This is a genomic window from Streptomyces sp. Edi4, from assembly GCF_040253615.1.
Lineage (GTDB): Bacteria > Actinomycetota > Actinomycetes > Streptomycetales > Streptomycetaceae > Streptomyces.
Genome location: NZ_JBEJGY010000004.1, coordinates 655309 through 678296 on the forward strand (window position 1 = coordinate 655309; position 22988 = coordinate 678296).

General features: G+C 69.8%; 22 protein-coding genes and 2 pseudogenes. 16 read left to right on the plus strand and 8 right to left on the minus strand.

Going from position 1 to position 22988, the window contains the following annotated elements:
- Positions 1-167 precede the first annotated feature (167 nt).
- The 7 genes and pseudogenes from ABR738_RS04920 to exaC all read left to right on the plus strand — a co-directional run bounded on the left by ABR738_RS04920 (position 168) and on the right by exaC (position 10477).
- Positions 168-3026, plus strand: a pseudogene (locus tag ABR738_RS04920) (SCO1167/SCO6262 family helicase).
- Positions 3023-4291, plus strand: a complete 1269-nt coding sequence (locus tag ABR738_RS04925; RefSeq protein WP_350228731.1) for an SWF or SNF family helicase — start codon at positions 3023-3025, stop codon at positions 4289-4291. Before ABR738_RS04920 ends, ABR738_RS04925 begins: the two are co-directional and overlap by 4 nt.
- A 169-nt stretch (positions 4292-4460) precedes the next feature.
- Positions 4461-5954 carry an APC family permease gene (locus tag ABR738_RS04930; RefSeq protein WP_350228732.1) on the plus strand — a complete coding sequence of 498 codons (1494 nt, stop codon included), beginning with the start codon at positions 4461-4463 and terminating at the stop codon, positions 5952-5954.
- Positions 5951-6979, plus strand: a complete 1029-nt coding sequence (locus ABR738_RS04935; protein ID WP_350228733.1) for an acetamidase/formamidase family protein — start codon at positions 5951-5953, stop codon at positions 6977-6979. The genes ABR738_RS04930 and ABR738_RS04935 overlap by 4 nt, the downstream gene beginning before the upstream one ends.
- 16 nt (positions 6980-6995) lie before the next feature.
- Positions 6996-7571, plus strand: a complete 576-nt coding sequence (locus tag ABR738_RS04940) for an N-acetylmuramoyl-L-alanine amidase (protein ID WP_350228734.1) — start codon at positions 6996-6998, stop codon at positions 7569-7571.
- A gap of 61 nt (positions 7572-7632) precedes the next feature.
- Positions 7633-8898: a GAF domain-containing protein gene (locus ABR738_RS04945; RefSeq protein WP_350234431.1), complete on the plus strand. Its 1266-nt coding sequence runs from the start codon at positions 7633-7635 to the stop codon at positions 8896-8898.
- Positions 8899-8953: 55 nt separating this feature from the next.
- On the plus strand, positions 8954-10477 hold the full coding sequence (gene exaC / locus ABR738_RS04950) for an acetaldehyde dehydrogenase ExaC (protein WP_350228735.1): 1524 nt from the start codon (positions 8954-8956) through the stop codon (positions 10475-10477).
- 4 nt (positions 10478-10481) lie between these two features.
- Here the strand turns inward: exaC and ABR738_RS04955 are convergent, their stop codons facing one another.
- On the minus strand, positions 10482-10703 hold the full coding sequence (locus ABR738_RS04955) for a helix-turn-helix domain-containing protein (protein ID WP_350228736.1): 222 nt from the start codon (positions 10701-10703) through the stop codon (positions 10482-10484).
- A 347-nt stretch (positions 10704-11050) separates the two neighbouring features.
- On the minus strand, positions 11051-11989 hold the full coding sequence (locus tag ABR738_RS04960; protein WP_350228737.1) for a DMT family transporter: 939 nt from the start codon (positions 11987-11989) through the stop codon (positions 11051-11053).
- Between the two features lie 155 nt (positions 11990-12144).
- Between ABR738_RS04960 and ABR738_RS04965 the strand changes: the two genes are divergently transcribed.
- From ABR738_RS04965 to ABR738_RS37710, 3 genes are all read left to right on the plus strand, one after another.
- A complete protein-coding gene (locus tag ABR738_RS04965; RefSeq protein WP_266737202.1) occupies positions 12145-12597 on the plus strand; it encodes an Lrp/AsnC family transcriptional regulator in 453 nt (150 codons plus the stop codon).
- A 100-nt stretch (positions 12598-12697) separates the two neighbouring features.
- The gene (locus ABR738_RS04970; RefSeq protein WP_350228738.1) at positions 12698-13249 is read left to right on the plus strand and encodes a transposase; all 552 of its coding nucleotides are present in this window, start codon (positions 12698-12700) and stop codon (positions 13247-13249) included.
- Between the two features lie 38 nt (positions 13250-13287).
- Positions 13288-14372 (plus strand): IS630 family transposase gene (locus ABR738_RS37710; protein WP_502964034.1). Its coding sequence is split into 2 segments (ribosomal slippage): positions 13288-13731 and positions 13734-14372, totalling 1083 coding nucleotides; the frame shifts between segments, so codons are not numbered across the junction.
- A gap of 73 nt (positions 14373-14445) precedes the next feature.
- On the opposite strand, the gene ABR738_RS04985 is transcribed toward ABR738_RS37710, so the two are convergent.
- Positions 14446-14883, minus strand: coding sequence for a nucleoside deaminase (locus ABR738_RS04985; RefSeq protein WP_350228740.1), 438 nt, complete (start codon positions 14881-14883; stop codon positions 14446-14448).
- Positions 14880-15698 (minus strand): LLM class flavin-dependent oxidoreductase, encoded by an 819-nt coding sequence (locus ABR738_RS04990; RefSeq protein WP_350228741.1) that lies wholly within the window; start codon positions 15696-15698, stop codon positions 14880-14882. Before ABR738_RS04990 ends, ABR738_RS04985 begins: the two co-directional genes overlap by 4 nt.
- Before the next feature lie 93 nt (positions 15699-15791).
- On the opposite strand from ABR738_RS04990, the gene ABR738_RS04995 reads away from it, so the two are divergent.
- Positions 15792-15935, plus strand: a complete 144-nt coding sequence (locus ABR738_RS04995) for an AsnC family protein (RefSeq protein WP_350228742.1) — start codon at positions 15792-15794, stop codon at positions 15933-15935.
- Between the two features lie 1106 nt (positions 15936-17041).
- Here ABR738_RS04995 and ABR738_RS05000 read toward each other — a convergent pair.
- On the minus strand, positions 17042-17992 hold the full coding sequence (locus ABR738_RS05000) for a GlxA family transcriptional regulator (RefSeq protein WP_350228743.1): 951 nt from the start codon (positions 17990-17992) through the stop codon (positions 17042-17044).
- Between the two features lie 70 nt (positions 17993-18062).
- Here ABR738_RS05000 and ABR738_RS05005 point away from each other — a divergent pair, with 70 nt between their 5' ends.
- Positions 18063-18440, plus strand: coding sequence for a cupin domain-containing protein (locus tag ABR738_RS05005; protein ID WP_350228744.1), 378 nt, complete (start codon positions 18063-18065; stop codon positions 18438-18440).
- A 66-nt stretch (positions 18441-18506) separates the two neighbouring features.
- Here ABR738_RS05005 and ABR738_RS05010 read toward each other — a convergent pair whose 3' ends face one another.
- A complete protein-coding gene (locus ABR738_RS05010) occupies positions 18507-18665 on the minus strand; it encodes a hypothetical protein (RefSeq protein WP_350228745.1) in 159 nt (52 codons plus the stop codon).
- Positions 18666-19190: 525 nt separating this feature from the next.
- Between ABR738_RS05010 and ABR738_RS05015 the strand changes: the two genes are divergently transcribed.
- Complete coding sequence (locus ABR738_RS05015) at positions 19191-19637, plus strand: Lrp/AsnC family transcriptional regulator (RefSeq protein ID WP_350228746.1); 447 nt, start codon at positions 19191-19193, stop codon at positions 19635-19637.
- Between the two features lie 342 nt (positions 19638-19979).
- Here the strand turns inward: ABR738_RS05015 and ABR738_RS05020 are convergent, their stop codons facing one another.
- The gene (locus ABR738_RS05020; protein WP_350228747.1) at positions 19980-20795 is read right to left on the minus strand and encodes a helix-turn-helix domain-containing protein; all 816 of its coding nucleotides are present in this window, start codon (positions 20793-20795) and stop codon (positions 19980-19982) included.
- 122 nt (positions 20796-20917) lie between these two features.
- Here ABR738_RS05020 and ABR738_RS05025 point away from each other — a divergent pair.
- Together ABR738_RS05025 and ABR738_RS37715 are read left to right on the plus strand one after the other, a co-directional pair.
- Positions 20918-21352: pseudogene (locus tag ABR738_RS05025) on the plus strand (IS110 family transposase); the annotation flags it as partial.
- A gap of 320 nt (positions 21353-21672) precedes the next feature.
- Complete coding sequence (locus ABR738_RS37715) at positions 21673-22149, plus strand: transposase (RefSeq protein ID WP_502964208.1); 477 nt, start codon at positions 21673-21675, stop codon at positions 22147-22149.
- A 17-nt stretch (positions 22150-22166) separates the two neighbouring features.
- On the opposite strand, the gene ABR738_RS05040 is transcribed toward ABR738_RS37715, so the two are convergent.
- Positions 22167-22418, minus strand: a complete 252-nt coding sequence (locus ABR738_RS05040; protein ID WP_350228748.1) for a DUF7660 family protein — start codon at positions 22416-22418, stop codon at positions 22167-22169.
- 194 nt (positions 22419-22612) lie between these two features.
- Between ABR738_RS05040 and ABR738_RS05045 the strand changes: the two genes are divergently transcribed.
- Entirely contained in the window at positions 22613-22984 is a 372-nt protein-coding gene (locus ABR738_RS05045; RefSeq protein WP_350228749.1) for a VOC family protein, read from the plus strand.
- Positions 22985-22988: the final 4 nt, after the last annotated feature.

The window sequence follows — 22988 nt, forward strand, 5'->3', positions numbered from 1 at the left end:
CCCCGCTCCCGCGCGGGGGGTTAGCCCGACCCCTGGGTGGTGCTGACCGCACCCCACCCACCCCTATGACGCGGGTCACCTCTTTGCGCGCCCCGCCGAGCGGCCCTTTGCTGTACCCTCGGCCCCTTCGGCCCGACGTAGTCAAATTTGAGGAATGCGTTATCGCTGTGCAGACGTTCCCCGCTCCCCTGCCGTCCCAGCTCGCCGAACTCGCCCGCTGCCACGTCACGTTCCTGCCCGCCGACCCCCCGCGCACCGGACGGATCGCCTTCTGGCCCACCGAGGACGAAGCCCTCCCGGCCCTCGGGGGCGCCGTGGACGACCTCACCGTCGTCGGCTCCAACGTCTCGCCCCACACCGTGTCCGCCCTCCTGCTGCCCGTCCGGGACGCGCTGCCCCTGCTCACCCGTGTGCGCGCGTCGGCGCACGCATCCCGGCCGAGCGCGTTCTGGGGCGCGGCCGCGCTCCTCGCGCTCCAACTCGTCGCGCGCGGCCGCCTGTTGCCCGGCCTCACCGCGAGCGACCACGACGCGTGGCGGGTCGGTCCGCTCGGCGCCGACGATCTCGACAAGGTGCGCGAGCTGGCGGCGGCCATGCCGCCCGAGGCGCACGCCACCCCGTTGGAACCGGCGTCCGGCACGGCGGGCCCCCTCCTCCTGCCGGAGCCAGAGCGGCTGCTGCGCGCCTTCCTCGACGCCGTCGCGGACGGGCTGCCGCGCACGCCAGGCGCGGCCCGCGCCACCGGCTCGCCGGCGTTCGCCGCCGAAGCCCCCCAGCGGCTGCCCGAACATCGGGCCTGGGCGGCGGATCTGGCGGCCGGACACGACGCGGGCGTACGGATCTCGCTGCGCGTGGAACTGCCGGGGCTCGCGTCTACCGACCCGGACGCCGCGGGCCCCGCGTTCCGTGTGGTGCTCCAGATGCACAGCGTCAGCGATCCCGCGCTGGTCGCGGACGCCGCCGAGGTGTGGACGGAGCCCGCCGCGGCCGCGCGGTTCGGTCCCCGCGCCCGCATGGACGCACTCCTCGCGCTGCGCCGGGCCGCCCGCGCCTGGCCGCCCCTGGCCCCGCTCCTGTCCGCCACCGTGCCACACGCGGTGGAACTCGCCGACGAGGAAGCGGGCGAACTGCTCGGGGCGGCCTCGCGCACGCTGGCCGCGACCGGGGTCCAGGTGCACTGGCCCAGAAACCTCTCCCGCCGGCTGACCGCCCGCGCCGTCATCGGCCCGCCCGAAGACCAAGCGCGGACGTAGTCCGACGCGCCCTCGATGCTCGGCGCCGACGCCCTGCTCGGCTTCGACTGGTCGTTCGCGATCGGCGAGACCCGACTGACCCGGCGGGAACTCGACGCCCTCGCCGAGGCGAGCCGCCCGGTCGTGCGGCTGCGTGACCAGTGGGTGCTGGTGGATCCCGAGGAGGCGCGGCGCGTCCGCGCCGCCCAGGACCACAAGGTGACCCCCATCGACGCCCTGGCGGCCGTCCTCACCGGGTCGACCGAGCTCGACGGGCGACGCGTCGAGGTCGAGGCGACGGGCTGGCTGGCCCGCCTGCGCGACCGGCTCGCCGACCCCGAGGCGGGCCGCGAACAGCCCGTGGCCCAGCCGCCCGCGCTCACCGCGCACCTGCGCGACTACCAGCTGCGCGGCCTCAACTGGCTCGCGGACATGACCTCGTTGGGGCTCGGCGGCTGTCTCGCCGACGACATGGGACTGGGCAAGACCATCACCCTGATCGCCCTGCATCTGCACCGCCAGAGCGATCCGGCGACGGCCGGCCCGACCCTCGTCGTCTGCCCCACCTCCCTGATGGGCAACTGGCAGCGGGAGATCGAGAAGTTCGCGAGCGGCACCCCCGTGCGCCGCTTCCACGCGGGCGCGCGCTCCCTCGCATCCCTCGCGGACGGCGAGTTCGTGCTCACCACATACGGCACGATGCGCCTCGACGCCGCCAAACTGGCCGCCGTCTCCTGGGGCATGGTCGTCACCGACGAGGCCCAGCACATCAAGAACCCGTACTCCGCGACGGCACGGCAGCTGCGCACCATCAAGGCCGGGGCGCGGGTCGCGCTCAGCGGCACCCCCGTCGAGAACAACCTCTCCGAGCTGTGGGCGATCCTGGACTGGACCACCCCCGGGCTGCTCGGTCGCCTCGGTACGTTCCGCGCGAAGTACGCGTCGGCGGCCGAGAGCGGCCAGGACCCGGCGGCCGCCGAACGGCTCTCCCGGCTCGTGCGGCCCTTCCTGCTGCGCCGCCGCAAGTCCGACCCGGGCATCGCCCCGGAGCTCCCGCCCAAGACCGAGACCGACCGCGCCGTCTCCCTCACCAAGGAGCAGACCGGTCTGTACGAGGCGGTGGTGCGCGAGACGCTGGCCGAGATCTCCGATGCGGACGGATTCGAGCGGCGCGGCCTGGTCGTCAAGCTGCTGACCGCGCTCAAGCAGATCTGCAACCACCCCGCGCAGTACCTCAAGGAGGAGGACCCGGCCATCGCCGGCCGCTCCGGCAAACTCGAACTGCTCGACGAACTCCTCGACACCATCGTCGCCGAGGACGGTGCGGCCCTGGTCTTCACGCAGTACGTCCGCATGGCGCGCCTCATCGAGCGGCATCTCGCGGCGCGGGGCGTGCCCGCGCTCTTCCTGCACGGCGGCACGCCGGTGGAGCGGCGCGAGCAGATGGTGCGGGACTTCCAGGACGGTCAAGTCCCGGTGTTCCTGCTGTCGTTGAAGGCGGCGGGCACCGGCCTCAACCTCACCCGGGCCGGACACGTCATCCACTACGACCGGTGGTGGAACCCGGCCGTGGAGGCCCAGGCCACCGACCGCGCCTACCGCATCGGCCAGACCCAGCCCGTGCAGGTGCACCGGCTCGTCGCGGAGGGCACCGTCGAGGACCGGATCGCCGAGATGCTGGAGCGCAAAAGGGAGTTGGCCGACGCGGTGCTCGGCTCGGGCGAGTCCGCGCTGACCGAACTGTCCGACGCCGAGCTGACGGATCTGGTGGCGCTGCGAGGGAGCGGTCGATGAGCGGCACATACGAGAATGAGCGCACCTTCGAACCCCTTCCGCCCCCCAACGGCCGCGCGTTCGCGACCAGTTGGTGGGGCCGGGCCTGGCTCAAGGCGCTGGAGGACACCGCGCTCGACGGACGCCAGCTCAAACAGGGCCGGCGCCTGGCACGCGAGGGCGCGGTCGGCGCGGTGACCGTACGGCCGGGCCGGATCACCGCCGTCGTGCGCGAGCGGGACGGATCGCGCCACCGCGGCGACGTCCTCCTCCAGGTGCTGGACGAGGAGGGCTGGGACCGCTTCCTGACGATGACGGCCGAACGCGCCGGACACATCGCGGCCCTGCTCGACCGCGACATGCCACCGCACCTGGTGGAGGACGCGGCGAGCGCGGGGGTGGAACTCCTGCCCGCCATCGGCGACTTGGAGCCCACGTGCAGTTGTGAGGCCTGGGACCACTGCTCGCACACCGCAGCGCTCTGCTACCAGATGGCGCGCCTGCTCGATCAGGATCCGTTCGTGCTGCTCCTGCTGCGGGGGCGGCCGGAACGCGTCCTCCTCGACGCCCTTCAGGAACGCGGCGCGGCCCCGGCCGCGGACGAGCCCACGAGGGCACGTGGCGTGTCGGCCCACGAGGCGTTCGCGGCCAGGGACATCGTCGCGCCGCTGCCCCCGCCACCGGCTCTCCCGCCGGAACCCGGCGAGCCCGCGCGCCTCGACACCGAGACACCGCCGGAGCCAGGGGTGGACCCCGCGGCCCTGGAGTTTCTTGCCGCCGACGCCGCCGGACGCGCGCACCGCATGCTCGCGGACGCGCTCGCGCCCGGCCACGAACGCCGCGCTCCCGACGCCGAGTTGACGATGGAGCAGGATACGGTCCGGCTGGCGTCCGGGTGCCGCGACGGCCGGGTGACCGCCCGGCTGGCCGCCGCCTCGGGCCGCCGGCCGGCCGACCTCGCGCGGGCCGCGCGGGCCTGGCGCTTCGGCGGCGCCCCGGCGCTGCGCGTACTTCAGGAGGAGTGGACTTTGGGCGCGGCGGAACTGGCCCGGGCCGTGGCGGCCCTGGACCGCGCCTGGGCCGGGGGCGAGCGCCCGGCGCTGCGGTCGGCCGGGACCAACCGGTGGACGGCGACCGGCGGCCACGCCCAGCTGCGGCTCGGCCACGACGGGCGCTGGTGGCCCTACCGCAAGGAATGCGGACGCTGGGTGCCTGCGGGAGCCGCCGACCACGACCCGGCGGCGGCCTTCGCGCCCCTGCTCGCCGACGGCGGCGCCGAGGACTGACATGAGCCGTGCGGGGAGGGCCGAAGCGCCCGTTCGCGGACCTCGCGCCCACTTCCCCGCACCGCTCGCCGCCGCGCGCGGCGGCCCGTCCTCTTCCGCCCCGCGCGCCCCGGACCGTACGGTAACTCCCGCGATACGCTTGCTTGTTGGGCGACCAGGGGAGCCGACGGTGCCGGGGAAACCGCCAACGAGTACGGACGCCGGCCTCGCGCGCGGGGCGGTCGGTCTGCGCGATGTGCTGTTCCAGAGCGTCACGGCGATGGCGCCCGCAGCGGCCGTCGCCGCCTCCATTCCGGCGGGCGCCGCGTTCGCCGGCGGCAGCCTGCCGCTTTCGGTCCTGGTGGCGCTCGTGGCGTGCCTGTTCACGGCGTCGTGCGTCGCGGAGCTCGCCCACCAGCTGCCCGCCGCCGGCTCGGTCGCCACGTACAGCGCTCAGGGCCTGCACCCCGCCGTGGGTTTCCTGGTGGGCTGGGGCTATGTCTTCGTCGAGGCGCTGGTGCCGCCGCTGCTGTTGTTGCAGCTGGGCTTCACCACGGCGGGCACCCTGCATGAGCAGTGGGCGTCGTATCCCGCGGGTCTGTGGTGGCCGTGGTCACTGGCCGGAGCCGTGGTCATAGCCGTCTCGGGGTACTTCGGGGCGCGGGCCTCGGCGCGCTTGGGAACGGCGCTCGGCGTCTTCGAGGTGCTGGTGTTCGTCACGTTCGCGGTCATGCTGATCGTGGCGGCCGGATCGGACAACACCCTTACGGTGTTCGGCACTTCCCACACAGCCCCGGGTTACGGCGGGTTCGGCGGGGTCTTCGCCGGTTCGGTCTACACGGTGCTGGCGTTCGCCGGGTTCGAGGCCGCGGCCCCGCTCGCCGAGGAGGCCCGTGACCCGCGCCGCACGGTGCGCCGGGCGGTGTTCGGCGCGGCCCTCGCCATAGGGGTGGTGTACGTCCTGACCACGTACGCCATGGCCGTCTACTTCGGCCCGGACCGGTTCGCCGGGTTCGGCGCGTCCGGCGGCGCCTCGTGGGAGGGCGTGGCGCGCGCCTCGTTCGGCCTCTTCTGGGTGATCCTGTTCCTCGCCGTGGTCAACTCCACGGTAGCGAACGCCAACGCCTGCTCCACCGTGTCCACCCGCACGGCCTTCGCCTTCGGCCGGATCGGAGTCTTCCCGCGTGCCTTCGCCCGTCTCCATCCCCGCCACCGCTCCCCCGTGACGGGCATCGCCGCGCAGTTCGTGCTCGCGGTGGCCGTGATCCTCGGGCTCGGCCGGCACTACGGCCCGGTGACCGCGTTCACGTTGCTCGCCACCGTCATCGTCACGGTGATCATCGGCGTGTACATCGTGGTCGACCTGGCCTGCGCCGGATACTTTCTGCGGCGGCGCCGCGACCTGTTCAGCCCGCTGCGGCACGTGGTGTTCCCGGCGCTCGGCATCGCCGCGTTCGTGCCGGCGCTGCTCACCGCGGCGGGGATCCCGGCGTTCTCGTTCGTCGCCGAACTCACCCCGCCGGTGTCGTACGCGGGTCCCGTCGTCGGGGCATGGATGGCGGCGGGGATCGTCGTGCTCGCGGTGCTCGCGCGCCGCCTGCCGGAACGGCTTGCCGAGACCGGCCGTGTCCACCTCGTCGAACCCGACGAGGCCCCCGAGGAGACAGGAGCGGTACGAGGATGAGCGACGACCCGCGGATCCTGACCGTGCGGCCCAAGGAGAACGAGTACGCCTGGACGTTCGGCGGCGCTCCGCCGCTGGCCCGTGTGACGCCGGGAACCGTGCTCGACCTGTACACCGAGGACTGCTTCGCCGGCCGGGTGCGCTCCGAGCGCGATCTGGTCTCCCGTGTCTGCGAGTTCCCCTTCCTCAATCCGCAGACCGGCCCCTTCCACGTCGAGGGCGCCGAGCCGGGCGACACGCTCGCCGTCCACTTCGTCTCGGTCCAGCCCGCGCGTGACTGGGCCGCGTCCACCACCGTCCCGCTGTTCGGGGCCCTCACCTCCACCCACACCACGGCCACGCTCCAGCCTCCGCTGCCGGAGACGGTGTGGATGTGGGAGCTCGACCGGACACGCGGGACGTGCCGGTTCCGGGCCCGTGAGAGCGACATCGAGGTCGAGCTGCCGATGGACCCGATGCACGGCACGGTCGGGGTGGCCCCGGCCCATTTGGAGGTGCGCTCCGCGCTGGTACCGGACGCGCACGGCGGGAACATGGACACCCCCGAGATGCGCGCCGGTGTGACCTGCTACCTGGGCGTCAATGTGGAGGGCGCCCTGTTCAGCCTCGGTGACGGACATGCCCGCCAGGGCGAGGGCGAGACGTGCGGGGTCGCCGTGGAGTGCGCCATGAACACGGTGGTGGTGGTCGAACTCCTCAAGGGTCTCGCCACCCCCTGGCCGCGCATCGAGTCGGACACCCACATCATGTCGACGGGATCGGCCCGACCCCTCGAAGACGCTTTCCGTGTCTCACAGTTGGATCTGGTGCGCTGGCTGGAGCGCGACTACGGTCTCTCCGCGCTCGACGCCTACCAGCTGGTGAGCCAGGCGGGTGAAGCCCCGCTTGCCAACGTGTGCGACACCAACTACACCTGTGTCGCCAAGATCCGCAAGGAGTGGCTGCCCCGCCAGGGCGAGCCGCACCGGGGCCTGCACCGCCACCTGCGGGAGCGCTCGGCCCAACTCACCTGTCACCGGCCTTAGTTCAGGAGCGCCCGCGATGAACCGAAGAAGACTCCTCCAGGGCACGGCGGCCTCGGTCGCCGCCGGCCTCCTGTTCCCGGCAACCGACGCGGCCGCCGACGGCGCCACCGACTACCCCCGGGCGCACTGGGTGCCCGCGTCGGCGTCCAACTACACCGCCTCGTCCAGGCCTTCGGCGTACCCGGTGGACTACGTCATCATCCACGTCACCCAGGAGACCTGGTCCAACACCATCGGCATCTTCCAGAACCCCGCGAAGAAGGTGTCCGCGCACTATGTGACGCGCTCGGCCGACGGATACATCGCGCAGATGGTCCGCGAGCGCGACATCGCCTGGCACGCGGGGAACTGGGACTACAACACCCGCAGCATCGGCATCGAACACGAAGGCTGGATCGACCAGCCGGCCTACTTCACCAACGCGCTGTACGAGCAGTCGGCGGCGCTCACGGCGTCGATCTGCGACCGGTACGGCATTCCGAAGGACCGCGAGCACATCCTGGGCCACTATCAGGTCCCCGGCACCGACCACACCGACCCGGGCCCGCAGTGGGACTGGGTGCGGTACATCCGTCTCGTCAACTTCGCCTGATCGCACGGACGGTTCGGCCCATGAGGAGGACTCGGTGACCGACAGGCGGGACGAGTCCTGGGTGGCCCTTGACGCGGGAGCCGATGCCTCCGAGCGCGGTGTTCAACTCCGGCGCGCCCACGAGGAGTTCACGTCGGCCGGCCGGGTGGTACGCCCCGTACGTCCGCTGGTGGCGGCGTCCTGGCAGCGCTCGGCGCGGGCCCGGGTCAGCCCCGACGGCGCCGCCCCGGTGGAGCTCGACGAGGAGGAACTGTCGGCCTGCCGCGCGAGCCATCCACTTGCCCGCGTCCTGCCGGTCGTACGGGAGTTGACCGGCCCCTACACCGGCGGCGGTGAGCATCTGGTCGCCCTGTGCGACGCACGGGGCCGGCTCCTGTGGGTCGAGGGGCATCCCGGCGCACGTCGCGCGGCCGCGCGGATGAACTTCGTACCCGGCGCCCGCTGGGCCGAGTCGACGGCGGGCACCAACGCGCCGGGCACCGCGCTGGCCGAGGACCGCCCGGTCCAGGTCTTCTCGGCGGAGCACTTCCGGCGCCCGGTACAGGCGTGGACCTGCGCCGCCGCCCCCGTGCACGATCCCCGCACGGGACGGCTGCTCGGCGCCGTCGACCTCACCGGCGGCGACGGGCTGGCCCACCCGCACAGCCTGGGTTTCGTGACGGCCCTCGCGCGGACGGTCGAGTCACAACTGGCCCTGCTCGCCCCGCCGCCCACCCGCGACAGGGTCCATCTCAGCGCCCTGGGCCGGGACGAGGCCCTGCTCGTCGCGGGCGGCCGCGAACTGCGCCTGAGCCCGCGCCACAGCGAGATCGCGGTGGTACTCGCCCGCCACCCCGAGGGGCTGAGCGGCGAGGCACTGCACCTGTCCTTGTACGAGGACGAAACCATAAGCCCCGTGACCTTGCGATCCGAACTGTCGCGCCTGCGCTCCCTGTTGGGCCCCGAACTGCTCGCCTCCCGGCCCTACCGGCTGACCGCGCCCGTGGAGGGGGACTTCGACACGGTGGCCCGGCGGCTCGGCTCGGGCGCGGTGGCCGCCGCGATGAACGCGTACAGCGGGCCGCTCCTGCCCGGCTCACAGGCACCGGCCGTGGCCCGTCTGCGCCGTTCGCTCGCCGGGCAGCTGCGCGCGGCGCTCATCGCGCGGGCCGATCCCGGGCTGCTGTCCGACTGGGCGTACAGCCCGTGGGGCGAGGACGACCTGCCGGTGTGGCAGGCCCTGGCCACCGCGCTTCCGGGCCCTCAACAGGCTTCGGCGCGGGCCCGGTCGGCGGAGCTGGCGGCCGAGCAGGGCCCGGCAACGGGGTCGCAACGTCCCCGCGCCTAACCTGCGCCCGTGCGCCGCCCAAGGGCGGGCGGCGCCGCTGAGGGAGGCCACGGAGATGACCCGTTACGCAGCGCCCGGCACCGAGGGAGCGCTCGTCTCGTTCCAGTCCCGCTACGACCACTGGATAGGCGGCGCGTACGTGCCGCCCCGGCGCGGCCAGTACTTCGAGAACCCGAGCCCCGTGAACGGCCGCGCCTTCACCGAGATCGCCCGGGGCACCGCGGAGGACATCGAGGCGGCGCTCGACGCGGCCCACGCGGCCGCGCCCGCCTGGGGCCGCACATCACCCGAGGCCCGCGCGAACATCCTGCTCAAGATCGCGGACCGGATGGAGGCGCGACTGGAAGCGCTCGCGGTCGCGGAGAGCTGGGAGAACGGCAAGCCCGTGCGCGAGACGCTGGCCGCCGACATTCCGCTCGCCATCGACCACTTCCGCTACTTCGCGGGTGCGTTGCGGGCCCAGGAGGGCGCGCTCAGCGAGATCGACGACGACACCGTCGCCTACCACTTCCACGAGCCGCTTGGTGTGGTCGGCCAGATCATTCCGTGGAACTTCCCGATCCTGATGGCGATGTGGAAGCTGGCCCCGGCGCTCGCGGCCGGCAACGCGGTGGTCCTGAAACCGGCCGAGCAGACCCCCGCGTCCATCCATGTGTGGCTGGACATCGTCGGGGACCTGCTGCCCCCGGGCGTGGTGAACGTCGTCAACGGGTTCGGCGTCGAGGCGGGAAAGCCGCTCGCGTCCAGCCCGCGCGTCGCCAAGATCGCGTTCACCGGCGAGACCACGACGGGGCGGCTGATCATGCAGTACGCCTCGGAGAACATCAAGCCGGTCACGCTCGAACTCGGCGGCAAGTCCCCCAACATCTTCTTCGACGACGTGTGGGCCAAGGACGACGACTTCCGCGACAAGGCGCTCGAGGGCTTCACGATGTTCGCCCTCAACCAGGGCGAGGTCTGCACCTGCCCCTCCCGCGCCCTGATCCAGCGCGGCCACTACGGCGAGTTCCTCGAGGCGGCGATCGACCGCACGGAACGCATCCTGCCCGGCCACCCCCTGGACACCGACACGATGATCGGCGCCCAGGCCTCCAACGACCAGCTCCAGAAGATCCTCTCCTACCTCGACATAGGCCAGCAGGAAGGCGCGAAAGTCCTGACGGGCGGTCAACAAATCAACCACTCGGGCGAGTTGGAAGGCGGCTACTACGTCCAACCCACCATCTTCGTGGGCGACAACCGCATGCGGGTCTTCCAGGAGGAGATCTTCGGCCCCGTCGTGGCGGTGACGTCGTTCACCGACCTCGACGACGCGATCGCCACCGCGAACGACACGCTCTACGGCCTGGGCGCAGGCGTATGGACCCGCGACATGAACACCGCCTACCGCGCCGGCCGCGCCATCCAGGCGGGCCGCGTCTGGACCAACTGCTACCACGCCTACCCGGCGCACGCCGCGTTCGGAGGCTACAAGCAGTCGGGGATCGGCAGGGAGAACCACCGGATGATGCTGGAGCACTATCAGCAGACCAAGAATCTGCTGGTGTCGTACTCGCCGAAGAAGCTCGGGTTCTTCTAGAGCCTCAAAAATAGGCGCCTGACCTGGTCTTTTGCCGGTCAGGCGCCTTCCGCTCGGCGCGCGCGGAGTGAGGCCCGGAATAGGCGCCGGATTCGATGCCACGCAGCTTGCGCTCGCTGATCCCCAGGGTGCGCGCGGCACGTGGCTGCGTGACGCCGGCGGCTTTCCTCCAGCGCTTGAGCATCGCGCCAAAACCTATGAACTGGCCGGCGGGACGAGCGGACACGGGTTGCGCCTCAGCACGGGCACCGTCGAGGTGCTGCTCTGCGTCTGTGCCGGACGCCTGCTTTTCCGAGCACCGTCGGTGGCGGGCTGGTCCGGTTCGTTCGCGAGCATTGAGAGGGTGTTGAGTCCGTTTCTGGCAGCAGCCTCGTTCGTGCAGTTCACGGACCCTGAATGCCTGGCCGGGGTGCTGGTTGACGGCGTGCACGATGGCCTGGTAGGCAGTCGTCGACTCGGGCGGATCGGCCGCGTCTCCGCCCCCGCTCGGCGCGAGTTCGGCGAGCCATGGCCCCGGACGTGCGCTGGCCCCCATACGGTTTCAGGTTCCGGGAAGCCGGGTCTCCTGGGCCTTCAGGTGCGCTCGGTGACCGGGCTCGGCTCGGGAACCGCGGCTTTCTCGACGACTGTTCGGCGTTCGACCAATCCGAGGGCCACACCCGCGATGATGACCATTCCGCCAAGGGCCTGGGTGAGCCGGACTGTCTCCTTGTTGATCACCACAGCACCGAGCACACCAAACACGGGTACCAGGTTGAGAATGTTGACTGCGACGCTCGAAGGCATCCGGCGCAGGCCGTAGTTGTAGAGGAGGAAACCGCCTACGGAACACGCCACGGCCAGATAGATGAGCATCACCGAGGCCGAGGCGTCCGGCACCCGCCAGTCCCCGATCTCCAGGAGTGAGGCGAGCAGAAAGCCGGCGGCGCCGGCCACCGTCTGGTGGTAGGTGAGGTTCACCGCATCCTGCCCCCGGCCCGCGTACTTGCCCAGCACGTTGTATCCGGCCCACATCAGCCCGCCGAGCAGGAGCAGCACGTCACCGAACCAGCGTGCGCCACCTCCGACTTCTGCCCCGTTGCGTACGACCAGGAAGGCTCCCAGAGCGGCGAGCAGCACGCCGCTGACCCGGAGCAGCGGCATCCTGGTCCGGAGGAGAGCCAGCTCCAGAAGCATGGTCATCAGCGGATAGGTGGCCACGATCAGGGAGGCGTCTGAGGCGGTCGACAGCTCAACGCCGATGTTCTCCAGCACGAAGTAGGCCGTGATGCCGAGCAGGCCGCTCAGGTAGATCATCCGCCGCTGGCGGGCATCCGGCGGGGCGGCTGGGTTGCGGCGCATGCGCGCCATGATCGCGAGCAGCACGGCGGCGACAGTGAAGCGGATGGCCCCGATGGTCAGCGGCCCGACGTCCGCCAGCACCTCCTTGGTCACCGCGTACGAGCTGCTCCACAACAGCGCGGCCGCCACGACTGAACAGATCGCCAGAGCCCTCGTCTTCCGTTCTTCCACCGCTGATGCCCTCTCGCCCGGAACCCTGACTCCGCCCTGACCGCACAGCAACGACGCGAATCATGAACGGGATTTTGCGGGATACGCTAGAAAGCAATCCGGAAGAATGACAAGCCGGGCGAATATAATTCGGACCTTGAGGAGTGGAGCGGAACGTGGACGAACTAGATTCGGCGTTGCTGCGGCTTCTGCAGCAAGACGGTCGGCGCACCAACCGAGACTTGGCACAGGAGTTGGGCATCGCGCCCTCCACCTGCCTGGAGCGAGTGCGCGCCCTCCGCGAGCGCGGTGTGCTGCTCGGATTCCATGCCGAGGTAGACCTCCCCTCGCTCGACCGAGGGCTGCAAGCGATGATCGCCGTGCGGGTGCGGCCGCCGACGCGTGCGGTCATTGAGCAGTTCAAAGCCTTCGTGGCGCGCATGCCCGAGGTGATCGCGGTCTTCGTGCTGACGGGCACGGACGACTTCCTCCTCCATGTCGCGGTTCGTGACACCGACCAGCTGCATTCCGTGGTTCTGGACAAGCTGACCGAGCGGCAGGAGCTCGCAGACGTACGCACCTCGGTGATCTACGGACACCTGCGCAAGAACATCATCGAGCCGATGTGAGAGGGCGGTAGGTCCCTGCTCTCGGTTCGTGATCGTTCGATCGTGGTACTGATCGCCGCACGGGCCGATTGCTCGGCATGTTCATGTTGAGATGCGGGCCATGGAGCGAGAGCCGTATCCCAGCGACTTATCGGATGGGCAGTGGGTGTTGATCGAGCCGATGATCACGGCGTGGGAACAGAGGCGGGTGGAGCGGTCGGCGACCAAGTACCCCGGGACCTGTGATCTCCGGCAGGTTGTGAACGCGATCTTCTACCAGAACCGGACGGGCTGTCAGTGGCGCTACCTTCCCCATGATCTCCCGGCCTGGTCTACTCGTCGCCGCCGGCGCCGGCTGTCCGAGGCCTGGACCGTGTCCCTCACCGGACTCGACGGACCCCGACGCGAACTCACCCGCGAAGCCGCCCCGCCCCGGCCAACCACTCGGATCGTAGAACCACCACGAGAGTTCGCCAGCGGTGCCGCGTTGGGCCGTTTGCGAAGTTCCGTCCCGGCATCGCCCTTGGTTGCGCCCGAGCCGGCGAGACGATTCCCCGCTCAACCTCGTGTCATGCCCTGCGTGGTGAGCGCAGGAGATAACCCCTACGGCCTAGCGGTGGTTGTCACCGTACGATCACAGCCCGTTACTGACCTTGAAGTCGTCTTGTCGTAGGGGCTGACGGTTGGTGATCGTCGCGGTATCCCGGAGGTATGAGGTATCCGCAGGGTGGGGGGCTGACCGCAGAGAGGCAAGCATTTCGCGAGCGGGTCCGGATGGAAGCGGTCGCCATGTTCGTAGACGGACGTGGCAGTACGGAGATCGCGAAGGAGTTAAGGGTCAGCGTCCGGTCGGTTCAGCGGTGGCGGCGGTCCTGGCGGGAGGCCGGCCAGGACGCGGTCCGTTCCCGCGGCCCGGTGTCCCGTCCGAAGCTGAATGGCCGACTGTTCGCGGTGCTCGAAGAGGAGTTGGCCAAGGGACCGGTCGCTCACGGCTGGCCGGACCAGCGGTGGACGCTCGCCCGGATCAGGACGCTGATCGGCCGACGGTTCCACAAGTCCATGACCCTGTCGGGGATCTCCCAGATGCTGCGGCGCCGCGGCTGGAGCCATCAGGTTCCGGCTCGTCGTGCCGTCGAGCGCGACGAGGCAGCCGTCGCCGGCTGGGTGAAGGAGGTGTGACCGCACCTGGAACCACCGCGGCGGCGCTCGGGGCCTGGATCGTCTTCGAGGACGAGGCCGGATTCTCGATGACCCCGCCGACCTCACGCACGTGGGGCAGACGCGGATCCACCCCGGTCATCCACGTCCGGGGACGTTCCCAGCGTCGCTTCTCCGTCGCAGCCCTGTGCTGCTACCAGCCCGGCGAGCGGTCCCGCCTGATCTACCGGCCCAAACGGCATACCGACCACAAGAGCGGCGGCCGCAAGAGCTTCGCCTGGACCGAGTACCGCGACCTCCTCATCGCCGCCCACCAGCAGCTCGACGGACCCATCGTCCTCATATGGGACAACCTGAACGTCCACAAAGACCGCCGCATGCGGGCCTTCATCGACGCACAGGACTGGATCACCGCCTACCACCTGCCGCCTTACGCACCCGACCTCAACCCCGTCGAAGGCATCTGGTCAGTACTCCGTCGGACCACCCAGGCCAACACCGCCTATACCGACCCCGACCACCTCATCCGCCGGCTACGGCACGGCCTCCGCCAGATCCAATACCGCAGCGACATCGTCGACGGATGTCTCACCGGGACCGGCCTCACACTGACGACACCACGCCTACAACCTCAGTAGTTCTCATCGAGCCTTCAGCACCCCAGCCCAGCCCCACGCCCACACCGCAGCTCACACCAGGGCTGAATGCCCTTCACCTTGATTGGTAATACGTGTCGATGGGGATGCGTGCCGCCTCGAACAGGGCGGGGCCGTCCTGGGCGGCCGCCGTCCAGTCGCCCGACTGCGGATTCAGCGCGATGAGCTGCTCGGTGGACAGCGCGTAGACGACCCGGCCGAGGCTGGAGCGCAGGATGGCGCCGGCGCACATGCCACAGGGCTGGCAGCTGGTGTACAGGGTGGTGTGGGCGGCCGTGTCCGGGGCGAGTTCGCTCGCGGCCCAGCGGGCGAGTTTCAGTTCCGGGTGGGCGGTGATGTCGTTGTCACGCCGCACGGTGTTATGGGCTTCGGCGAGGATCGACCCATCAGGGGCCACCAGCAGCGAGCCGTACGGTGCGTCGCCCAAGGTGATGGCGCGGGCCGCGATGTCGATCGCGCGCAGCAGCAGTTCTTCGTCGGCGGTGGTGATCACGCTGAGGTCCTCCAGTGCGTGGCCACGGTGGCGAGTGCCTGCCACGCCTCCTGAGGCCGACGGGTTTCCTCAGGATCACCCTGAAAGGGATCGAGGACGACGGTGTGGGCACCGAGGCGGCGAAGTTCTTCGAGATCGCCGAGGATCTGCTCGATGGTGCCGGCCCCCGCGGGCCGGTCGGGGGTGTCGACGGGCGTGGTGGTCAACCGCAAGGTGATGCGCGGAGCGAAGGTGAGGTGAGAGTAGTCCCCCAAGGTCGAGCGCAGCCAGGGGATGGTGCCTCGCAGCGGGTGCCAGGCATCGCCAAACCTGATGGCGCGCCGGATGGCGGCTTTGCTGTTGCCGCCCACCCAGATGGGTACCGACACGGCGTGACCGCCCACCTCTTCGCGCCAGGCGTCCCGCAGGGTGCCCAGGTACTGGTCGGTCAGCCTGCCGCGGGCGGCGAACGGCACCCCCAGCGCGCTGAACTCCTGACGCGCCCAGCCGACGCCCACGCCGAGCACGAGCCGGCCACCGCTGAGCTGGTCGAGGTTGGCTCCCATGCGCGCCACCAGCAGCGGATGCCGGTAGGGAAGCACGAGCACGGTGGTGCCCAGTCGCACCCTGGTGGTGATGGCGGCCAGCCAGGACAGGGTGGTGAACGGCTCGTAGAACGGCTCGGGATAGCGCTCGGCGAGATCCGGGGTGATGGCCACGTGATCGGACACCATGAGGAGGTCGAAGCCGAGCCCCTCCACGGTCCGCCCCCACTCGCGCATGACGCCGGGATCGGTCCCTGGCCCGAAGTTTGTTACGTTGACGCCCAGTTGCATGATCGGAGGCTATCCCGATGATCAAGGACGGCGGAATGGAGTTCTCCCGGCGGTGACGGTCAACTTCCGTGAATCTGCCGGTACGATCGCGCGATGACCGGGAACCCTGGCAACGTGGACTGGGCGCTCATCCATCAGCTGCGCCAAGGCGCATTCATCTGCCTCAGCGAGTTGGGACGGCGTGTGGGCCTCGGTTCGTCGGCCACGACGGAGCGGGTGCGACATGTGGCACGCTGAACTACCCCGTCGGCTCCATGCTGGTGGCCGGCTCGCCCGTTGACGCTCCTGGTGCGCAGAGCGAAAGCGGTGCAAACCATTTCGATGACGAGTGAGTCGGCACCGCGCTCGGAGGTGGGGCGACAGAGCCTGAGCTTGGCTCAGACGGCTGCGGCCGCGGTTGGACTTTCGTGTAAGAGCGACTGCTGACACTGGCCTCGTAAGCCATATCCAGTCACCCGGCCGACAGGCGCTGCAAGGAGACGCCACGCCGATGGTCAAGCCGGGCTTGCGGAAGCTGATCGCCGCCGGGACCTCGGTGGCTGCTTGTCGGCTGAGAAGCGAGCGTCGGCCAGCCGCGCCTACATCGGCCTCGTGCGTGACGAGCCAGACGTGCAATCCGTCGGGAAGGGCGACCTGGTGGGCGGGCTTCGTCTCCCCTAGTTGCGCGTACCCGGCGTAGGGGTCGGCCTCGAAGCCAGGGCCGAAAGGCGCGGCTCTCCCACCTGAGGTCGGCGCCGATGCTCACCAGGCCGATCGGCCACTGGTCGGCGACGCGGACGACGGTCCAGGTTGCCGGGCAATCTTCGTGTAGGCGGCCTGCCAGACGGCGCCGCGACCCTCCCTGACTGGACCGCCGAGGTGCGCGCGGACGCGGTCGTCGGTCAACAACTGGCTCACCAGGGAGCCGTCTTCCCCGGATGACCGACCGGAGGATGAGACGGTCGGCTCGCAGTTGGGCGGGCCAGATACGGTGCAGGGCGGTGCCGACGGATTCCATGGGTGCCGCCCTGGCAGCGTGCGGCTGCGCCCGGCCCGGCTTCTCGCGGAGACGACGACACCGGCGGGTGGCTGGAGCCTACGGCCGTCGGCTCGACGGCCGGTCCCGGTGGTGCCGGGGCGGCCGCAGGGACCGCACGGCCGACCGCGCTTTCGGTTCGCGTGCGATTGCCGGCGGAAATGGCGTCGGTGGCGGCTGGCAGGCTGACCGGGAGAGAGGCAAGTCCGTTCGCAGCAGCAGGTATCAGTGGCCAGTTGGAAGTCCCCCCGTGGGCGTCCAGTTGCTGGGGAGCTGACTGGCCACGAGCGGTCAGGCATTGTTGATGTTGAGTAGGCAGGCCGGCTGGTCAGCGCGGCCCGGCCTGAAACGCCCGGCGATAGGCACCTGGCGTTGTGCCCAGGGTGCCGAGGAAGCGTCTGCGGAGGTTGGTGGCCGAGGATAGCCCGACGCGGTGGGCGACGGCGTCCACCGGGAGGTCGGAGGCCTCCAACAGCTCTCGGGCTGCCGTGAGCCGCTGGTCGAGCAGCCACCGTCCCGGGCTGGTGCCGACCTGCTCGGTGAAGCGGCGGGCCAGGGTGCGAGCGGAGCAGCCGGCGTGAGCGGCCAGGTCCTCGACGGCCAGCGGTTCGTCGAGTCTGCCGGTCGCCCACTCCAGGAGCGGTGCGAGCGAGCCGTCGATCTGGGCAGGGTGAGGCGGTGCGGAGTACTGCAGTTGCCCGCCCTCACGGTGCGGCGGCATGACCATGTTCCGGGCGACGTGCGCGGCGTATCCGGCGCCCTGGTCGGCACGTACCAGGTGCAGACACAGATCGACCCCGGCCCCGGCTCCTGCGCTCGTCGCCACGTCGCCGTGGTCGACGTACAGCACGTCCGGAGCGAGGCGGACCGTAGGGAAGCGCGCGGCGAACTCGCTCGCCAGGGCCCAATGAGTGGTTGCCGAGCGGCCGTTGAGCAGGCCGGCGTGTGCCAGGGCGAAGGCGCCGGAACAGATGCTGATCACGCGGGCACCCCGCTCGTGTGCGCGGCGCAGGGCCCGTGCGACGGCGGGCGAAGGGGTCTCATCGGTGGGCAACCAGCCCGGGACGACCACGGTGTCCGCCCGATCAAGGGCGTCAAGCCCCTCGGTGACGAGCATGTCGTATCCGGCGCGCGTGGCGATGGCACCCGGGTGCTCAGTGCATACAAAGAAGGCGTACCGAGTGGGCAGCCCGCGCCGCTCGATACCGAACACCTCGGCAGCACAGGCGAGTTCGAAGGTCGACTGGGGCGAGTGAACAAGGGCCGCTACACGATGCATGGCAGGAAAGTACCGTAGAACGTCAATCAAGACACTGGGGCGGGCGTCGGCAGGCCACGAGGCTTGCCCCATGACGGCAGAGACGCCAAAGGCGGCACAGACAGCGAACACGGCAGCAGGGACGAGCGGGCAACTGCCGGGCTATGTGTGGTCCGCCGTACATGAGGCTCCCACGCGCGAACTCTTCCCCGGCATTCGGCTGCGGCCGCTGTGGCGCGGTGAGAGCGGTGCGGCGGCACAGGTACTGGAGATGGACCCACACACATGCTGGGAAGGCATCGACGTCCACGAACCGGGGCCGGAAGAGGTCTTCGTAATCTCCGGCGTCTTCAACGACGGGGAACGGGACTACCCCGCGGGCTCATTCATCCATGCCCCCGCCGGATCGTCGCACATCCCGCAAACGACGACGGGCTGCACACTCTTCGTCTTCTACCCCGAGGGTTAGAACTCCGATGGTTACGCAGCGTTCCGCCACAACTGACCGTACGTGGGGAATCCGCGTTGGCCGCAGTCAGTGGCAGCCCAGGGCCCCGGCCAGCGACGCCCGCTTCCAGTACGGGCGATGCCGCAGGAGCGAACTCCGCTCTCGGGGTGAATAGGTACGGCGGATCTGAGGCAGCAGGGAGACGCCTGATTCGTCGAGGAACGCGATCCAGGCACGTGTGTTCACGGCCCCTTTTGCTCGTGGCACCAGCGCACCCCGCGGGCCTTGGCCTTGGCCAGAACTCAAGGCTCGGGACTTGCGAGAGGTCGACAGTGGAATGGGCTCGCACCACCAACACCAACGAGTTGTCGCGGCAGAGGTGTTGACGGTGGCAGCGGTGCCATCGCGTGCCGGTCTGGATAAAAACATCACAGGTCCGGACGGCTCCAGGCATTCCTTTGCCACCCCGGGCCGTCAACACCAGTCGCGCCGGCCCGCCTGCCACTCTTGCGTAGAACATCGCTGCCGGGAGTCTCGAAGGCATCGCAAGCCTGCACTCGAACAGTCCAGATACCACCAACGCGGCGTCTGCAAACGCTACATACGAATTGGCACGGCTCAGACGCCGTGATCACACCAACCACATCAAAAGCATCTCATCCGTGACCAGCAGTTACGGGACAACCCTTATCCCGGCGATCAAGAGACCTGAAACAGACTTCTCACCTCCACTACGGCCATCTTCCATGAATCTGCCGGTAGAATCGCGAAATGACCGTGAAACTTGACAACGTGGACTGGGCGATCATCGACCAGCTGCAACAGGAAGCACGTATCTCCCTCAGCGAGTTGGGGCGGCGCGTGGGCCTCAGCTCGTCGGCCACGACGGAACGGGTGCGGCAACTTGAAGCACAGGGCATCATCTCCGGCTACCACGCAGTGGTTGACCTGACCAAGGTCGGCTATCCCGTGCTCGCCCTCGTACGGTTGAAGTACTCGGGCAACCGCCATCAACCGCTGCGTCGCCTGCTTGCTGAGCGACAGGAAATCCTGGAGTGTCTGCGTACCACCGGCGAGGACTGCTACACCCTGAAGGTGGCCACGACCTCCATGGGGCATCTGGAAACGCTCATGGACGAGCTGGCCGGCCTCGGCAGCACGACCACCAGCGTCGTCTACAGCCAGACGTTGCCTTTTCGCGGGCCCAACCGGCCCTGACCAACAGCCGACCGGCCCGAGGGTCAGGGGCGGCCCGAGGCCTAGTGTCACCCTTAGCTGTTCGGTGCGGTCTTCCGGGTCGCCGGGAACGGCATCAACTGGCGCTCGACGCTGGTCGACCTCTCCGCCTGGTACCAGGCCTGCTTCTCGACCTTCTCGGTGAAAAGCCCCTTACGTGGCCGTTCCTTGGTCGGCGCGTAGCTGTGGGGTGATACCTCTCGCCATCCAACTCGGTTGGCTGCACTTCATGTTGGGGGGATATGCCCTGAAACCCTCCTCGGCGAGTCAAGGACTGCTCCCTGCCCCCGGCCTTCAGCGAGGACGACACTTGAGATGCGCGGGTTAGTGTGCTGGGTTGAGCAGACGGCGAAGCGCCGTCGGTGTGTGGCCGAGGTATTGGCGCATGGTGCGGGTGAGGTGGGCCTGGTCGGCGTAGCCGAGGTCGGCCGCGAGGGTGCTGAGGCTGTTCTCTCCGGCTTCCAGGCGGTCGAGGGCTCTGCCGATGCGGACGCGCTGGCGGTAGTGGGTCACTGTTACGCCGAGTTCGCGTGGGAAGGCTCGGCTCAGGCGGTAGGGGGAGGCGCCGAGCAGCTCGGCGAGCGACAACAGCGTGTCCGACGCGGGGTGGGCTTCGACGATCGCCTCGCGGGCGGCTGCGACGAGGGGCCGGTCGCGCCCGGAGGGTGTGGAGTGCAGCGGGGTCGGTCCGGATGCGGTGCGTCGTATGGCGGTCGTGAGGAGGGCCAGCAGTTCCTCGGAGAGCGCGTAGTCGACGTCCCCGGAGCTGGCGGCGGCGAGCAAGCGGCGGTGGGCAAGGTCGAGGCCCGGATCGACGTAGAGGGCTTGGACGGCCGGTGCCGGAGTGTCCCCGGCGAGGGAACGCCACAGTTTTGGTGTCACGCTGATCGACGTGCACACGTCACCGCCGGCGGGATGGGCGAAGCTCTCCTCCTCGCCCGGTGCGCCCAGGTAGGCCAGGGTCGTGTCGATGTGGGCCGGCGCGCCTGCGGCTTTCCGGTGGAAGCGTCCGCGGCGCACGAGCACCACGCGGTAGTCGGTGCGTACTTCCGGTGCCGACCAGCGGGCGTGGTCGGAACGGCAGGTCACCGCGCTGACGTTGAAGTCGGGGTGGCTGGCGACGGGAATGGCTGTGAGCACCCTTCGCACGTTACGCGCGGGGTCTGACATTGATGCTCGTAGCGGGTTCCGGTGGTCGTGGCTCAGGGTCTGACTGACGTCAATCTCCTGTCTGACCCACCCGGCCGGCGCCACCGCCGGCCATGAAGGCAGCTGACAGGGTTACCGTGACGATCACGCCCGCTACCGAGCTGGATGCGGTGTTCGGCGGAGTGGACTCCCACGCGGACACGATCCATGTGGCTGTCATCACCGACCGGGGCGGCCATGTCGCCGACGCCGAATTTCCGACTACGGCAGCCGGATACGCCGCGGCGATCGCGTTCCTGAACGCCCATGGCACGGTGACCGCCGTAGGGGTCGAGGGCACCTCCTGCTACGGCCTCGGGTTCTCCCGTGCCGCCCGCCAGGCGAGCCTGACCGTGATCGAGGTCAACCGGCCCGACAAGGCCGAACGGCGTCGGATCGGTGAGTCCGATCCCATCGACGCCTACGCAGCCGCCCGCGACGCGCTGTCCGGCCGGGCATCGGTCATACCCGAGGACGACACCGTCAGCGGCATACGCGCCCTTCACAACGCCGCCCGGTCTGCCGTCAAGGCCCGCACCGCCGCCCTGAACCAGATCGCACACATCCTCATCACCGCCCCGGACGACATCCGCGTCAAGTACACGGCCCTGCGCGGCAAGACGCAGGTCGACGCCATCTCCCGCCTTCGTCCTACCGGCGACGGACCGCGCGTCGCCCTTCTGACCGCGCTGAAATCCGTCGCCCGCCGGGTCCAGGCGCTGACAGCAGAACATGACACCCTCACCGCCGCCCTCGACGCTGCCGCCACCGAGGACAATCCGGCCTGCGCGCCGCGTTCGGGGTCGGCCCCGACACCGCGGCCCAGCTCCTGGTCACCGCCGGCGGCAACCCTGACCGCCTGCGCACAGAGGCATCCTTCGCGGCCCTCTGCGGCGTCACACACGCCCCCGCGTCCAGCGGCAGGACCAACCGCAACCCTCTCTCCCGCGGTGGCGACCGCGGAGCGCATTCAGCCCTCTACCGCATCGCTCTCGTCCGCATGTCCAGCGACGCATGCACCCGCGAGTATGTCGCCCCGCAGACCGCCGCCGGACGCACGAAGAAGGAGATCATCCGCCTGCTCAAGCGGGCGATCGCCCGGGAGATGTTCCGCTGCCTCACCACACCGGTCACCGTCCGGGACGTCTCCGACCTCCGGCCCGCATGCCAGGCCAAGACCATCACCCTCACCACCGTCGCCGAGCACTTCGGCGTCTGGCCTGCGGTGATCTCCCGCATCGAACGCGGCACACGCCGCGACGACGACCTCGCCAGCGCCTACCGAGACTGGCTCACCGCGGCCTAACCGCTCCAGGAGCGGATTCACTCATAGACGGTGGCGGCCTGAAGGGCCCTGGCCAGGAAGGTCCAATCCCCCTCTTCCGGAAGCTTCTTCCCGAAGCTTCGGTACCAGGCCGGCGAGGCATCCATCCCCGCCGCGAGGGATTCAAGGAACTGATCGAGGCTCTGGTTCTCCCATTCGTTCCCCCGACGGAGGTAGTCCTGGTGCAGTTCTCGGACGAAGGCGACGAACTCCTCGCGGCTACTGACCTCGCTGTCGGGAGTGAGTGACATGGAGTGAAGGTACCTCGCTCCGGCGAGCGCGCACGCTTGACGATCAACAGGAGCATCAGCGACGCCCGGCTGCAAGGATCTTCAAGACCGGGGTGCGCCGCCGGGAGGACGCTTGCGGCATGCGATGGGTTCCCCGCTCCTCCCCTCGCATCCGTTGTGTTCATTTCCCCTATCGATTCTCAGGAGTCATCGGCATGTCTGTTCTGAAGCAGCTCAGCACGGTCGTCGTGAACTGCGCCGACCCGGGCGCGCTCGCCGCGTTTTACCACAAGGCCACCGGCTGGGAGATCACCCACAGCGACCAGGACTCCGTCTCCCTGGGCAGCGGCGCCTCCATCCAGCTCGCCTTCGTCCGCGTTGACGGCTACGAGACGCCGGGCTGGCCCGACGGCACGACGTACGTCCACCTCGACTTCACCGTCTCTGACGTGGAAGCCGCGGCCGAGGAACTGCTCAACCTGGGTGCGTCCAGGCCCGTCTTCCAGCCGGGCGAGGGCCAGTGGATCGTCCTCACCGACCCAGAGGGTCACCCGTTCTGCCTCACCGCCGCCCCGGCCGGTGACTGACCGC